This window comes from Kitasatospora sp. NPDC086009 (assembly GCF_044540385.1).
Taxonomy (GTDB): domain Bacteria; phylum Actinomycetota; class Actinomycetes; order Streptomycetales; family Streptomycetaceae; genus Kitasatospora.
The window spans coordinates 76,099-89,416 of the sequence record NZ_JBITSA010000012.1 but is presented as its reverse complement, the minus strand read 5'-3'; the positions used below and the strand labels follow the sequence as shown (position 1 = coordinate 89,416).

The 13,318-nt window shown below is 73.9% G+C and carries 10 protein-coding genes and 1 tRNA gene; 7 read left to right on the top strand and 4 right to left on the bottom strand.

Annotated features, from left to right (window positions below; translation table 11 throughout):
- The first annotated feature begins 71 nt into the window (after positions 1-71).
- Positions 72-1,193, top strand: coding sequence for a gephyrin-like molybdotransferase receptor GlpR (gene glpR, locus ACIF6L_RS25415; RefSeq protein WP_396488742.1), 1,122 nt, complete (start codon positions 72-74; stop codon positions 1,191-1,193).
- A 91-nt stretch (positions 1,194-1,284) separates the two neighbouring features.
- Positions 1,285-1,358, top strand: a tRNA-Ala gene (locus ACIF6L_RS25410).
- A gap of 120 nt (positions 1,359-1,478) precedes the next feature.
- On the opposite strand, the gene ACIF6L_RS25405 is transcribed toward ACIF6L_RS25410, so the two are convergent.
- From ACIF6L_RS25405 to ACIF6L_RS25395, 3 genes are all read right to left on the bottom strand, one after another.
- Positions 1,479-1,928 carry a universal stress protein gene (locus ACIF6L_RS25405; protein ID WP_396488741.1) on the bottom strand — a complete coding sequence of 150 codons (450 nt, stop codon included), beginning with the start codon at positions 1,926-1,928 and terminating at the stop codon, positions 1,479-1,481.
- A 94-nt stretch (positions 1,929-2,022) separates the two neighbouring features.
- Positions 2,023-2,901, bottom strand: coding sequence for a peptidase (locus ACIF6L_RS25400; protein WP_396488739.1), 879 nt, complete (start codon positions 2,899-2,901; stop codon positions 2,023-2,025).
- 2 nt (positions 2,902-2,903) lie between these two features.
- Positions 2,904-4,223 carry a VWA domain-containing protein gene (locus ACIF6L_RS25395; protein WP_329489286.1) on the bottom strand — a complete coding sequence of 440 codons (1,320 nt, stop codon included), beginning with the start codon at positions 4,221-4,223 and terminating at the stop codon, positions 2,904-2,906.
- A gap of 352 nt (positions 4,224-4,575) precedes the next feature.
- Here ACIF6L_RS25395 and ACIF6L_RS25390 point away from each other — a divergent pair, with 352 nt between their 5' ends.
- From ACIF6L_RS25390 to ACIF6L_RS25370, 5 genes are all read left to right on the top strand, one after another.
- Positions 4,576-5,088: a DUF1269 domain-containing protein gene (locus ACIF6L_RS25390; protein ID WP_396488738.1), complete on the top strand. Its 513-nt coding sequence runs from the start codon at positions 4,576-4,578 to the stop codon at positions 5,086-5,088.
- A gap of 133 nt (positions 5,089-5,221) precedes the next feature.
- On the top strand, positions 5,222-6,553 hold the full coding sequence (locus ACIF6L_RS25385; RefSeq protein ID WP_329489288.1) for an FtsW/RodA/SpoVE family cell cycle protein: 1,332 nt from the start codon (positions 5,222-5,224) through the stop codon (positions 6,551-6,553).
- Positions 6,553-8,061 (top strand): penicillin-binding transpeptidase domain-containing protein, encoded by a 1,509-nt coding sequence (locus ACIF6L_RS25380; protein ID WP_396488737.1) that lies wholly within the window; start codon positions 6,553-6,555, stop codon positions 8,059-8,061. Before ACIF6L_RS25385 ends, ACIF6L_RS25380 begins: the two co-directional genes overlap by 1 nt.
- 266 nt (positions 8,062-8,327) lie before the next feature.
- Positions 8,328-9,821 carry an amino acid permease gene (locus ACIF6L_RS25375; RefSeq protein ID WP_396488735.1) on the top strand — a complete coding sequence of 498 codons (1,494 nt, stop codon included), beginning with the start codon at positions 8,328-8,330 and terminating at the stop codon, positions 9,819-9,821.
- Between the two features lie 132 nt (positions 9,822-9,953).
- Positions 9,954-11,363: a glycosyltransferase 87 family protein gene (locus tag ACIF6L_RS25370; protein ID WP_396488733.1), complete on the top strand. Its 1,410-nt coding sequence runs from the start codon at positions 9,954-9,956 to the stop codon at positions 11,361-11,363.
- A gap of 24 nt (positions 11,364-11,387) precedes the next feature.
- On the opposite strand, the gene ACIF6L_RS25365 is transcribed toward ACIF6L_RS25370, so the two are convergent.
- Positions 11,388-13,154 carry a penicillin-binding transpeptidase domain-containing protein gene (locus tag ACIF6L_RS25365; RefSeq protein WP_329489292.1) on the bottom strand — a complete coding sequence of 589 codons (1,767 nt, stop codon included), beginning with the start codon at positions 13,152-13,154 and terminating at the stop codon, positions 11,388-11,390.
- Positions 13,155-13,318: the final 164 nt, after the last annotated feature.

Genomic DNA, 13,318 nt, shown 5'->3' with positions numbered 1-13,318 from the left:
TCAGCTTGATCACACGACACGCCGTGCCAAATTGCTGCCGTGCCTTCCCCGCCGCCCGTACGGTGTGAAACGTGAGCAGTAGCGGCCTTATCTACGCCGTCATCGTAGGGGCCTGGGCCGCCTATCTGGTGCCGATGTGGCTCCGCAGGCAGGACGAGCTCAACGAGGCGCGCCCGACGGAACGCTTCAGCACCGCCATCCGCCTGCTGGCCGGGCGTTCGGCGCTGGAGCGGCGGGCGGCCCGGGCCCTGGGCGACGAACCGCGTGACGACGAGCAGAGCGACGACGGCCCTCCCGTACGGGACGAGGCCGCCCCGGGCGACCCCGGCGCCGGTCCCGACGGCGATCCCGGTGCCGACCGCGACGGTGATCCGGATGCCGACCGCGCCGGCGGGACCGCGCCGGAGCCGGAGCGGCTGCCGGAGGCGGAGCCGCAGCGGCCCGTGCTCCGCGCCCCCGAGCGCCCAACCGGTGCGCGCGGCGGGATCGAGCCCCGGGCTCGGCTGCTGGCCCGGCGCCGCCGGATGGTCACCGTCCTCTTCCTGGCCTTCGCCCTCGGCGCGGTCGTCGCGGCGGTGTCCGGCCTCGCCTTCCTCTGGGTCCCGGCCGTGCCGGCGACCCTGCTGACCCTCTACATCGGCCACCTGCGCAAGCTGGAGCGGCTGCGGTACGAGGTGAAGATCGACCGGGTCCGGGCCGCCCAGGCCGCCGAGCGGCTGCGCAAGCGCGAACAGCAGCGTGCCGAGGCCGGTCCGGCCGAGGAGGCGCCGGAGCGGGCCCCCGAGGCCGCGGAGCCGGCCGGTCGCGGCCGCTCGCACCTGCGGCTCGCCACCGACCGCGACCGGGCCCCGGAGCCGGCGGGTCCGGCGTCCGCCTCGGCACTGGCGGAGGCGACCGAGCACGAGGAGTGGGTCGACGGCATGCGCGAGCGCGGCGCGGCCGGTCCGGACTCCTGGGAGCCCGTGCCCGTCCCGCTGCCGACCTACGTCACGGCTCCGGTGGCGCCCCGGGTCAGCCGGGGCCTCGACCTGTCGGCCCCCGGCACCTGGACGGCCGGCCGTCCGGCGGAGGCCCGTACCGGAGAGGTCCGTACCGGGGAGGTCCGGGCGACCGAGGCGCGCAACACCCCGCTCTTCGACCAGTACGCCGAGCCCGCCGCCACCGAACCCCGCCGGCGCGCCGCCAACGAGTGACCGCCCGGGGGTGCTCCGGCACCCCCGGCCGTCCGGTCCTCCGGGGGTGGTCACGAGCCCCCTCCGAAAGGTGCTAAAGTTTCTTCTCGTTGGGGCTGTGGCGCAGTCCGGTAGCGCACCTCGTTCGCATCGAGGGGGTCAGGGGTTCGAATCCCCTCAGCTCCACCCAACAGGAAGTCCCGCCCGATCGAGAGATCGGGCGGGACTTCTGCGTTGTGCCGGAAGGTGCGGCGGACGGGCGGTCAGCGGGTCGTCACGGGCCGGGAGTTGGGCCTGTGACGATGATCACCTGACCACCACGACGGTGCACGGGGCGTGGTGCACGCAGTACTGGGTGACGGTGCCGAGGGCGGCGCCGGGCGGCGCGGCGCGGCCACGGCTGCCGAGGACGAGCACGGCGGCGCCCTCGGCAGCGCCGGTCAGTGCCGGACCGGGCGCGCCGGCCTTGAGGTGGCGCCGGACGGCGGAGGGCCCGGCCGAGGGTCCGGCGCAGGACAGTGCGGCGGCCAGGGTCTCGTCGAGGATCCGCGCGGCGTGCCTTTCGGGGCCGAAGCCGTCCAGGGCGGGCGGAACGAGGCCGTGCTCGCCCAGCAGGCAGGGGAACTCCCAGACGGTCACCGCCTCCAGCGGGCCGCCGGTGACGGCGGCGAGCCGGGCGGCCCAGCGGACGGCGGCGAGGGAGAGCGGGGAGCCGTCCACACCGACCACGATCCTGCCGTCCGGCTGCCGGGTCATCTTTCGAGCGTAGAGCGGTGCCGCCGGACCGGCGAGACGGCCGAGGGCCGGCCGGAGAGACTCCGGCCGGCCCTCGGGAGGGTGTCGGGTGCCGTCAGGGCTGGCCCGAGCCCGCGTACGGGCCAGGCTGCGGGGCACCGGCCTGCGGCGGCACGGAGCCGTAGCGGGCCGGCCGGCGGCCGTGCGGGTGGCGGGTGAGGGTGTAGCCGGCGACCCCGGCGAGGGCCGCCAGCACGCCGCCGGCCAGGGTCCAGAACCACCGGCTGTTCCAGCCGGAGAACCAGCCGGTGTACCAGTGCTCCTCGGCCTCCTCGGGGGCGGCCGCCTTGGCGGTCGCGGCGCCGCCGCCGACCGGCGGGACCAGCGGGGCCTTCAGCTCCCCGCCCTCCGGCTGGGCGTTGTCGGCGTCGCCCTTGGCGCTGACGTGCAGCTGGACGGAGGCGGCGAGGCCGAGGTCCGGCTGCGGGGCGTCGGCGAGCGAGAGCCGTACGTAGTAGGTGCCGGGCAGCGGGTCCCCGGACCAGGGCTCGGCCCAGGAGCGGACCTCGCGCAGCGTGCAGCTGAGCGCGAGCGAGGCGGCGGCCGGGTCGGCGGTGGCGTTCTGGGTGCCGGCGGTGCAGGACTGGCGGCGGCGCAGCCCGTCGAACACCTCGACGCTCCAGGTCTGCGGGCCGTGCCGGTCGGCGGAGGGGGCCAGGCCGACGGTCAGGCCGACCGTCGCGGTCTGGCCCTCGGAGGCGCCGAACGCCCAGTACAGGTAGTCGCCGGTGGAGGCGGCGACGTTGGCGTCCTGGCCGGGGGCCAGGTTGATGGCGGTCAGGAAGGACGTTCCGGCCTTGGTGGCCGGGGCGGGCGTCCCGCTCGCGCCGGCGGAGGGGGACGGCGAGGCGGCGGAGGCCGCGGGGGCCGCCAGCACCAGGGTGGGGAGCAGGGCGAGCGCGGCGAGCGCGGCGCGGGTCGTCGAGGTACGCATGGTCAGTTCTCCCGCCAGACAGCGATCCGCCAGCGTGCGATCCAGCCGAACAGCAGGCCGGTCAGCAGGCCGGCCAGGGTGAGCACCAGCAGCAGGATCCAGCCGCGGCCGAGACCCATCGCCGGGCCGTCCGGGGCGGGCGAGGCGGCGGACAGGTCGACCGTCAGCTCCAGCGGCAGGCCGGGGTCGGCCTGGACGCCGGGCAGGGCGGCCAGCGAGTTGCTGACGACCAGGCAGACGGTGGTCTCCGGCTTGCCGCTCGGCGAGGCGGACGGCGTCGCGGAGGCGTAGCCCTTGGAGTCGTCGGTGGACCAGCGCAGACCGGTGGAGATCACGTCGGTCCGGCCGCTGCCGGCGTCGGTGCCGCGGACCAGCTCCTGGCCGGTGGCGCTGGTGGCCTGGAGCAGGACGCCGTAGTCACGGGCGACACCGCGGTCCAGGGCGACGCTGACCGAGGCGCGCAGCTCCTGCCCGGCCTTGACCGGGACGCGGTAGACCCGGTGCTCGGAGAACTTCTCCCGGTCGCTGTAGACACCGGGGGTGAGGACGGGCGCGCTCTCGCACTTGTCGGTGCCCGCCGTCTTGACCGGTGCCACCGTGTAGGTGTCGTTGGAGCGGTCCACCAGCTGCTTCACCTTGTCGGTGAGCTGCTCCTGGGTGCGGACGTCGGTGTAGGTGCCGCCGGTCGCGTTGGCGATGCAGAGCAGCTGCTGGCGGGTCTTGTCGTCGTGCGCCAGGCCGAGGGTGTCGATCACCAGGTGGATGCCCTGGGCGGCGAGTTCACGGGCCACGTCGCACGGGTCCGGCGGGGCGCAGGAGTCCTCGCCGTCGGTGATCAGCACCACCCGGCGGGTGGTCTCGCCCTTGCCGAGGTCCTGCGCGGCACCGCGCAGGGCCAGGCCGATCGGGGTCCAGCCGGTCGGGCGCAGGGTGGCGACCGCGGTCTTGGCCTCGACCTTGTTGGTCTTGCCGACCGGGAAGAGCTGCTTGGTGTCCAGGCAGCCCTGGGCCTTGTCGGCCTCGCCGGGGACGTTGGCGCCCAGCGTGCGGATGCCGAAGTCGGTCTCCGGGGGCAGGGCGTCGATCACCTCGTTCAGGGATTGCTGGGCCACCGCGATGCGGCTCTTGCCCTGGATGTCGGTGGCTCGCATCGAGCCGCTGACGTCCAGGACGAGGTCGACCCGGGGGGCTTCCTTGCCGGCGTTGCCGGCTGATGGTTCGTCGGCATGGGCGGGCAGGCCGCTGAGCAGCGCGCCGCCTGTTATCGCCAGGGCGGCCAGCAGGCTGCCGAGCCTGGCCTTCGGGCGTCGTCCGGTAGTCACCCGCCCGATCCTAGGGATCATCAGTTCGCCATGGCCAACGCGGTCCGGTGCACGGGCCACCGGACTCCGGCGCGAACTCCCGGGCGCCGGTGGGACATCGGCCGCCGGATGCCCAGGCGTGCGCCGCCCGGGTCGGGGCGGGCGCCGGTCGGACGGCCGGCAGCGGGTGCGGTGGCGGGGCCGGGCGGCGGTGCGGGTGGCGGCGGTGCGGGTGGCGGCGGGCCGGTTCGACGAGGCGGGACACACCGGCCGCAAGAGCCCATATCTGCGGATAGCGCTCGTTAGGGTGACGAACCGGGGCACCGGCGCCCGCGCCCGGCCGGTACGTCCGACGGATTGGAAGGACCAGCACATGAGCAATCTCTTCGCGATCGCCTACCCGGATCTGGCCACCGCCCAAGCGGTGCGCAACGAGGCGGTCGGACTGCAGACCCAGAAGCTGATCGACCTGGAGGACGCGGTCGTCGTGGAACGCCGCGAGGACGGCAGGATCAAGCTGCACCAGCAGGTCAGCACCACGGGTGCGGGCGCCGCCTCGGGAGCGCTCTGGGGTGGAGTCATCGGTCTGCTGTTCTTCATGCCGCTGCTCGGCGCGGCGGTGGGCGGCGCCGCCGGCGCGGCGGTCGGCGCCTCCACCGACATCGGGGTGGACGACGACTTCATGCGCGAGGTCGCCGAGCACCTCCAGCCGGGCACCGCCGCGGTGTTCCTGCTGGTCCGCCGGGCCACGGCCGACAAGGTCGTGCCGGCGCTGGCCCGCTACGGCGGCCGGATCATCCAGACCTCGCTCTCCGCCGGGGCCGAGGCCGAACTCAGGGCCACCGTCGAGGCGTCCCGGGTGCAGCCCGCCCCGGCCTCCGCCTGAGCCCCACCCGCCGGACCGGCCGGCCGGGCCGGGGCGGACGGGCCCGGCCGGCCGGCCGCCCCGGCCGTCGTTCCGTCAGCAGCACACCCGCGCAGCAGGACACCCAGGACGGTCCGTGGCGACACCCTCCGCCGTGACGAGAACCGCCGGCCGGCCCCGCCGGACGGTGCGGACCCGGCGCAACACCGAGCTCGCGCTGGTCCTGGCCGCCGTGCTGATCGCCGTCCTCGGCTACGCCGAGGTCGGGGTCAACATCGACGGCACGGTCCCCGCCGACGCGGCCGAGTACGGCGCCGCGCTCGGCGTGCTCGCGCTGCTGGCGCACGCCGTGGTGCGCTGGCGGGCGCGGTACGCCGATCCGCTGCCGCTGCCGATCGGCGTGCTGCTCAACGGGATCGGACTGGTCGTCATCTACCGGCTGGACCGGGCCACTCCGGGCGGCGGCGCGGCCCCCACCCAGCTGCTCTGGTCCACGCTCGGGGTGGCGCTGTTCATCGCGGTGGTGGTGCTGCTGCGCGACCACAAGCGGCTGCGGCGCTACGCGTACATCGGCGCCCTGGTGGCGCTGGTGCTGCTGGTGCTGCCGATCTTCTTCCCGCCGGTGTACGGCTCGCGGATCTGGATCACCGTCGGACCGCTCTCGTTCCAGCCGGGCGAGTTCGCCAAGATCCTGCTGGCGGTCTTCTTCGCCGCCTACCTGGCGGTCCACCGGGACGCGCTGGCGCTGACCGGCCGCCGGGTGCTCGGGTTCCAGCTGCCGCGCGGGCGGGTGCTCGGGCCGGTCCTGCTGATCTGGGCGGCCTTCGTGGGCGTCCTCGTCCTGGAGACCGATCTCGGCACCTCGCTGCTCTTCTTCGGCCTCTTCGTGGTCATGCTCTACGTGGCGACCGCGCGCAGCGGGTGGATCGCCATCGGGCTGTTCCTGGCCGCGGTGGCCGCGGTCGGGGTCGGCTGGCTCTCGCCGCACGTGCACAGCCGGGTCAACGACTGGCTGGACCCGCTCGGCTCGATCGCCGAGGGCCGGGGCGCCAACCAGATCGCCCAGTCGCTGTTCGCCTTCGCCTGGGGCGGGGAGCTGGGCAGCGGCCTCGGCAACGGGCACTCCGTGCTGATCGGGTTCGCGGCCAAGTCCGACTTCATCCTCGCGACCATCGGCGAGGAGCTGGGGCTGACCGGGCTGATCGCGCTGTTCCTGCTGTACGCGCTGCTGGTCGCCCGGGGCTTTCGCACCGGCATCGCGCTGCGGGACCCGTTCGGCCGGCTGCTCGCGATCGGGCTGGCGTCGATCGTCGGCCTCCAGGTGTTCGTGGTGGCCGGCGGGGTGCTCGACCTCATCCCGCTGACCGGGATGACGCTCCCGTTCGTCGCCCAGGGAGGCTCCTCGGTGGTCACCAACTGGATCATCGTCGCGCTGCTGGTGCGGATGAGCGACATCGCCCGCCGCCCGTCCGCCGGGGAGGTCTGATGGCGCTCGGCCGCTCCCGGGGCGGCGGGCCGCAGGGCCGGCCGGGGATCTCCGTCACCGGCCGCCGGGCGGGCACCTTCTGCCTGCTGCTGACCGTGGCGCTGTGCGTCCAGGCCACCCGGGTCCAGGTGTTCCGGGCCGACGAACTGGACCACAACCCGGCCAACCAGCGGCTCACCATCGAGCGGTACTCCCAGCCGCGCGGCAACCTGCTGGTCGGCGCCGACAGCGTCACCGGCTCCGAACCCACCGGCGGACGGTACGACTACAAGCGCACCTACACCGACGGCCCGCTGTACGCCGCCGTCACCGGGTACTCCTCGCAGGCCTACGGGAACACCCAGCTGGAGGGGACGGAGGACGACCTGCTCTCCGGGACGGACAGCCGGCTGGCGAGCTGGGCGGTCTGGGACGCCGTCGCCCGCAAGCAGAACCCCGGCGGGGACGTCTACACGACCATCGACCGGGCCGCCCAGCAGGCCGCGATGCGCGGACTCGGCGGGCAGCAGGGCGCGGTCGCCGCGATCGAGCCCGCCACCGGCCGGATCCTGGCACTGGCCAGCACCCCCTCGTACGACCCGGGCAGCTTCGCGGGCTCCTCCACGGCCGACCAGGAGGCCTGGAACCGGCTGCAGGCCGACGCCGACCAGCCGATGCTCAACCGGGCGCTGCGCCAGACCTACCCGCCCGGCTCGACCTTCAAGGTGGTCACCGCGGCGGCCGCGCTGCAGCACGGCGTCGTCACGGACCCGGACGCGCCGACCGGCGCGCCCTACCCGTACGTCCTGCCGGGGACCACCACGCCGCTGGTCAACGACACCCCGGCGTGCGACGAGCCGGGGCAGTCGCTGGACACCGCGATGGTCCACAGCTGCAACAGCGTGCTGGGCTACCTCGGGGTGCAGGTCGGGCTGGACCGGATGGTGGAGACGGCCGCGGACTTCGGCTTCAACGACCCGAGGCTGGACGTCCCGGTCCGGCCGGCCCGCTCCAACTTCGACACCCGGATGAACGAGTCCCAGCTGGCGCTCTCCTCGATCGGCCAGTTCGACACGGCGGCCACCCCGCTGGTGATGGCGATGGTCGCGGCCGGGGTCGCCAACAACGGCGCCGTGATGCGTCCACAGCTTGTGGACAAGCTGACCAAGCAGGACGGCACCACCGTGCAGCTGATGCGCCCGGCCGCGTACCGGCAGGCGATGAGCCCGGCGGTGGCCGGGCAGGTGCAGCGGCTGATGACCGACGTGGTGGAGAACGGCACCGGGCGCAACGCGCGGATCGGCGGGGCGGTGGTCGGGGGGAAGACCGGCACCGCCCAGCACGGGGTGGACAACTCCGGGACGCCCTACGCCTGGTTCATCGCCTGGGCCAAGCCGGCCGGCTCCGGCGCGGTGGCGCCGGTGGCGGTCGCGGTCGTGGTCGCGGACAGCGACGCGACCGATGTCGCCGGCGGCGCGCTGGCGGCACCGATCGCCCGGTCGGTGATGCAGGCCGTTCTCGGGCGCTGACGGGCGGAACGGCCTGTGCGCCGGATCGGGCCGCTGACCTGCGGCTTAGCGGCTCTTTTCAAGATCCGCCGTTTGCGAAGTGTCCGGTTTGTGCATGCCAGTGCGACGATTCGTACAATGCGCACCGCGCGACTGTTCGTTTGCGACACTGGTGCATTCGCGGGGTACTGTCCCATCTTTGTTCGGTTGGTCCCCGATGGCACCCCACGGCGCGTCGAGTGACCGGCCGCTAGGACACCCTCCCTCGCCCAGCAAGGATCCTCGTTTTGGCCAGCAACGCCCTCGGCGCGCGCCTGTTGCGGCGCAAGCCCGTCTCGACCCTGATCGCCGAGAGCGAGGGCCGCGACGGCCTTCCCGCCGGTGCGCCCGAGGAGGGCGGACGCTCCGGTATCCACCTGCGCCGCACCATCGGCCTCTGGCAGCTGTCCTCGATCGGGATCGGCGCCACCATCGGCACCGGCATCTTCTTCGTGCTCAGCACCGCCGTGCCGTCGGCCGGTCCGGCCGTGATCCTGTCCTTCGTGATCGCCGCGGTCACCGCCGGCCTCACCGCGCTCTGCTACGCCGAGATGGCCTCCGCGATCCCGGTCTCGGGCTCCTCGTACTCGTACGCCTACGCCACCCTCGGCGAGGGCGTCGCGTTCGCGGTCGGCATCTGCCTGCTGATGGAGTACGGCGTCTCGGCCTCCGCGATCGCGGTGAGCTGGGCCGAGTACCTCAACAAGTTCTTCGACCTGGCCTTCGGGTTCAAGATCCCCGAGGCGGTCTCCGGGGCGCCCGACAGCACCCACTGGTTCAACCTGCCGGCCCTGCTGCTGGTCGCGATGGTCTGCACCCTGCTGATCCGCGGCGTCAGCGAGTCGGTGAAGGTCAACGCGGCCATGGTGGGCATCAAGATCCTCATCCTGCTGCTCTTCATCGGGGTCGGCCTGACCGGCTTCCACTCCGGCAACCTGACCCCGTTCATGCCGCTGGGCATCGGCGGCGTCCAGGTGGCGGCCTCCAGCATCTTCTTCTCGTTCATCGGCCTGGACGCCGTGTCCACCGCCGGTGAGGAGGTCAAGAACCCGCGCCGCACCCTGCCGATGGCGATCATCATCTCGCTGGTCGTGGTCACCCTGCTGTACATCCTGGTGGCGCTGGCCGGCATCGGCGCACAGCCCTGGGAGAAGTTCGACGGCCAGGAGGCGGGCCTCGCCCAGATCCTCCAGGACATCACCGGCCAGAGCTGGCCCGCCATCGTCTTCGCGATCGGCGCGATCATCTCGATCTTCAGCATCACCCTCGTGGTGATCTACGGCCAGACCCGCATCCTGTACTCGATGGGCCGCGACGGCATGCTGCCCAAGCGCTTCGCCGAGCTCTCGCCGCGCACCGGCACCCCGGTCTGGAACACCATCGTGGTGGGCCTCGGCGTCGGCGCGCTGGCCGCCTTCATCCCGCTGAACGTCCTGGCCGACATCACCAGCCTGGGCACCCTGATCGCCTTCTCGGTGGTCTCGGTCGGCGTGATCATCCTGCGCCGCACCCAGCCCGACCTGCCGCGCGGCTTCAAGGTGCCCGGCTACCCGGTCGTCCCGCTGGTCAGCGTCGGCTTCTGCATCTACCTGATCACCGGCCTGCACGCCGACACGTTCCGGGCCGGAGCGATCGCCCTGACGCTCGCCGTGGTCGTCTACTTCGGCTACAGCATGAAGCACTCCAAGCTGGAGAAGGCGGCGCGGGCGACCGACGCCACGGCCGACAACCCGGCCGGCTGAGATTCGCGTACCGAGCACCCGCGGACGGGGCCGTCGAAGGGCGAATGCCACTCGGCGGCCCCGTCCGTGCCACCGCAGACTCCCGGCCCGGAGATGGCGACACGGCGTGGCCCCCGCCCATAACCTTCCACCATGGTGAGCACCCGCACGCCCGGCTACTCCCGCCCGCGCGGCCGCTTCACCGGCCGTGGGGCCGCGCCGGCCCCGCCCGCAGAGGCCGGGCCGCCGACCCGACGAGACCGTCCGCGCGGTACGGCGGCGCCCCGGCCGTTCCCCCGTCAGCGTGGTGACCGGTCCACCGGCACCCCGCCCGATCGGCTGAACCCGACCCGGCTCGCCGCGCTGCGGCGCGTCCAACTGTTCGGCTGCCTGGTGGCGGCCGGCTGGGCGGCGGCCTTCCCGCTCGTGTCGGACCTGCCCAACCAGCGGCTCTGGGGGACCGTCGCGGCCCCCGCGTACGCCCTCGCCGGGCTGTTCTGCCTGACCCTGCCGCGCCGGTGGGCGGCCCGTGCGGCCGCCGGGGTCGCCCTCCTGGGCGCCGTCCTGGTGCCGTTGGCGCTGCTGGCACTGCAGGGCCGCCACCAGTCCGAGGTGATGGTGGTCGAGCGCTCGGCGCACCTGCTGCTCACCACCGGCAGCCCGTACCTGCCGCACCCGGTGGTGGTCACCGACTACAACCCCTACCTGCCGGCGATGACGCTGTTCGGGATGCCGCGCGCCCTGGTGGGCAGCGGCAATCCGGTGGCGCGGGTGGTGGGGGACGCCCGGATCTGGTTCGCGCTGACCTTCCTGGCCTGCCTGCTGGCCAGCTGGCGGCTGCTGCGGCCGTCCCGGGACCGGGCCCCGCTGCTGCCGCTCGCGGTGCTCACCGCCTCGCCGCTGATCGCGCTGGCCCTGGCGGTCGGCGGGGTGGACCTGCCGCTGATCGGGGTCTGCTGCCTGGCCATGGCCCTCGCCGAACGGGACCGCACCATCGGCGCCGGGCTGGTGCTCGCGCTGGCCTGCACCCTGAAGTGGACGGCCTGGCCGGCGCTGCCGGTGGCCGTCCTGCTGCTGTGGCGGCTCTACGGGCGGCGCCCGGCGGCCCGGGCCGGACTGACCGCGCTCGGCACCGGCCTGCTGGTGATCCTGCCCTCGGTGCTGGTCCGGGCCGACGAGCTGCGCGAACAGGTGGTGCGGTTCCCCCTGGGGCTGACCGCGATCCAGACGCCGGCCGGCAGCCCGCTGCCCGGCAAGGTGCTGGCCGGGTTCGGCCCGACCGGGCACACCGTGTCGCTGGCGCTGATGACGGTGGGCGGGCTGGGGGTGGCGATCTGGCTGCTGGCCCGGCCGCCGGTCTCCGCGATCGCCGCCGCCGACCTGCTGGCGGCGGGGCTGGCGATCGCGTTCATGCTGGCGCCGGCCGGGCGCTTCGGCTACCTGGCGCTGCCGGCCGTCCTGGTGATCTGGCCCCGGCTGGCCGCCCGGCGGTGGAGCGGGAGCCCGCCGGTGCCGGCCGGCTGCCTGCTGACCCGGCCGGAGCCGGCGCTGCCCCGGGGCTGACCGCGGGGCGGCGCCGGCCGGGCGTCAGCGGTTGCCGGCCGCCTTGATGACGGCGGCGACGGCCGGGCCGGCCGCGTCGGCGCCGTGGCCACCGGCCTGGACCTCGGCGGCGACGGCGATGTTGCCCCGGTAGGCGGTGAACCAGCTGTTGGTGGTGTCCATCCCGGCGACCTCGGCCGAGCCGGTCTTGGCACCGGCGTTGTCCGAGATGCCGGCCATCGCGGCCTTGGCCGTGCCGTCCTTGGCGGTGGCGGCCATCATCGCCTTCAGCTTGGCGTCGGCGTCCGCGGAGAGGTTGCGGGCGGCCTTCTGCTGCGGCAGGTCGGCGACCAGGATCGGCTGCTTGAACTCACCGCTCTGCACCGTGGCGGTGATCGAGGCGATGGCCAGCGGGTTCATCTGGACCTTGCCCTGGCCGATCGACTGCATGGCCTGCTCGTCCTTGTTGGCGCCCGGGTCCGGCACCCGGCCGTCGACGTTGGGCAGGCCGGTCTTCCACTCCAGGCCGATGCCGAAGACGTCCTTCGCGGTGGCACCGAGGGTGGCCGGCTTGAGGCTGGCCAGGCCCTGGTCGATGAAGGCGGTGTTGCAGGAGATCATGAAGTCCTGCTGGAGCGTGTTGTTCGGGTAGGCGTCCGGGAACGAGTTCGGGATCGCCTTCGGGTTGCTGCTCTTCACCGGACAGGCGACCGGGGTGTCCGGGTTGACGCCGGCCTCCAGCAGGGCCGCCGAGGTGACGATCTTCATCGTCGAGCCCGGGGCCAGCAGGCCGACGAAGGCCCGGTTCTGGCCGGTGGCCGGCGCGTTGGCGAAGGCCAGCACCTGGCCGGTGCTCGGCTCGATGGCCACGATCGAGCCCTGCTTGCCGCCGAGGTCCGCCATCGCCTTCTCGGCGGCGGCCTGCACGGCGTTGTCGATGGTGACCTTGAACGGCTTGGCCGGCTTCGGCTCGACGATGGTGAACAGCTTGTCGGTGACGCCCTTGCCGGCCGCGTCGGTGATCACCACGCCGCTCCCGGCGTCGCTCTGGTCCTTGGTCGGGTCGGCCTGGAGGAGCTTGCGGGCGTTGTCCTGGAGGGTAGAGATCAGCGCCGGGGTGATCGAGGCGCCCTGCAGCGCCTTGCCGTTGCGGTCGACCACGTTGCCCGCGGGGGCGAAGACCGGCTGGGTGGCGATCACCTCGCCCGCGGTCAGGTGCGGGTGGATCACCGACGGGGCCCAGTGCACGGCCGGGGTGTTGTCGCTCATCTTCACGACGCCCAGGAAGCCGTTGTAGTCCCAGACCCGGTTGGTGCCCTCGAACTCGGCACGGGCCTTGAAGCCCATCAGCACCCCGGAGGGGGCGGCGGAGGCGGAGGCCGACGGCGACTCGGTGCCCGCCGCGGTCGGCGCCGCGGAGCCGGTGGCGGCCGCGGGCTTGGCGCCCGGCGAGGGCGTGCCGGTCGCGGAGGCGAAGGCGGCGGGGGTGGCCGGGCCGGACGGCGCGAGGGTCAGCGCGCTGGGCTTGACCTGGTCCTTGAACGCGGTCAGCGCGGCGGTCGCGGCCGCCGGGTCGTCGGTCAGCCCGGCCGCCTTGGCGATGTCACCGGCGGCCCAGGCCTCCAGGAAGTCCTTGGCCCCGGCCGCGGCCTGCTCGGCGCTGGGAGGCTCGGCGACCACCGTGCGGGCCTTCTTGGCCTCGGCGGTGTCGGAGCCGCCCGACCCGACGAGGCTGTAGGCCCCGTACCCGCCGCCCGCGAGCACGGCGACGGAAACGCCGGTGATGATGCCGATCTTGGCGCCTCTGCGCATGGTGCTGTTCCCCCAAGGGTCTGGCGACTGGCCGCAGCCGGAGGTGGCCGGATACGCGTTCGGTGACCAGCCTAGGCAGCCGAACTCGGTGCGCCGACGAAACGCCCGGGTCTTGTGACGGATCTGGTACGTGTCGCGCACCACGTCGGCACGGTTCCCGCCCC

Bases quoted from the DNA above. Each gene is read 5' to 3' on its own strand.
- ACIF6L_RS25370 (WP_396488733.1), top strand. From the start codon at position 9,954: ATGGTGAGCACCCGCACGCCCGGCTACTCCCGCCCGCGCGGCCGCTTC.
- ACIF6L_RS25365 (WP_329489292.1), bottom strand. From the start codon at position 13,154: ATGCGCAGAGGCGCCAAGATCGGCATCATCACCGGCGTTTCCGTCGCC.
- ACIF6L_RS25380 (WP_396488737.1), top strand. From the start codon at position 6,553: ATGGCGCTCGGCCGCTCCCGGGGCGGCGGGCCGCAGGGCCGGCCGGGG.
- ACIF6L_RS25390 (WP_396488738.1), top strand. From the start codon at position 4,576: ATGAGCAATCTCTTCGCGATCGCCTACCCGGATCTGGCCACCGCCCAA.
- ACIF6L_RS25400 (WP_396488739.1), bottom strand. From the start codon at position 2,901: ATGCGTACCTCGACGACCCGCGCCGCGCTCGCCGCGCTCGCCCTGCTC.
- ACIF6L_RS25405 (WP_396488741.1), bottom strand. From the start codon at position 1,928: ATGACCCGGCAGCCGGACGGCAGGATCGTGGTCGGTGTGGACGGCTCC.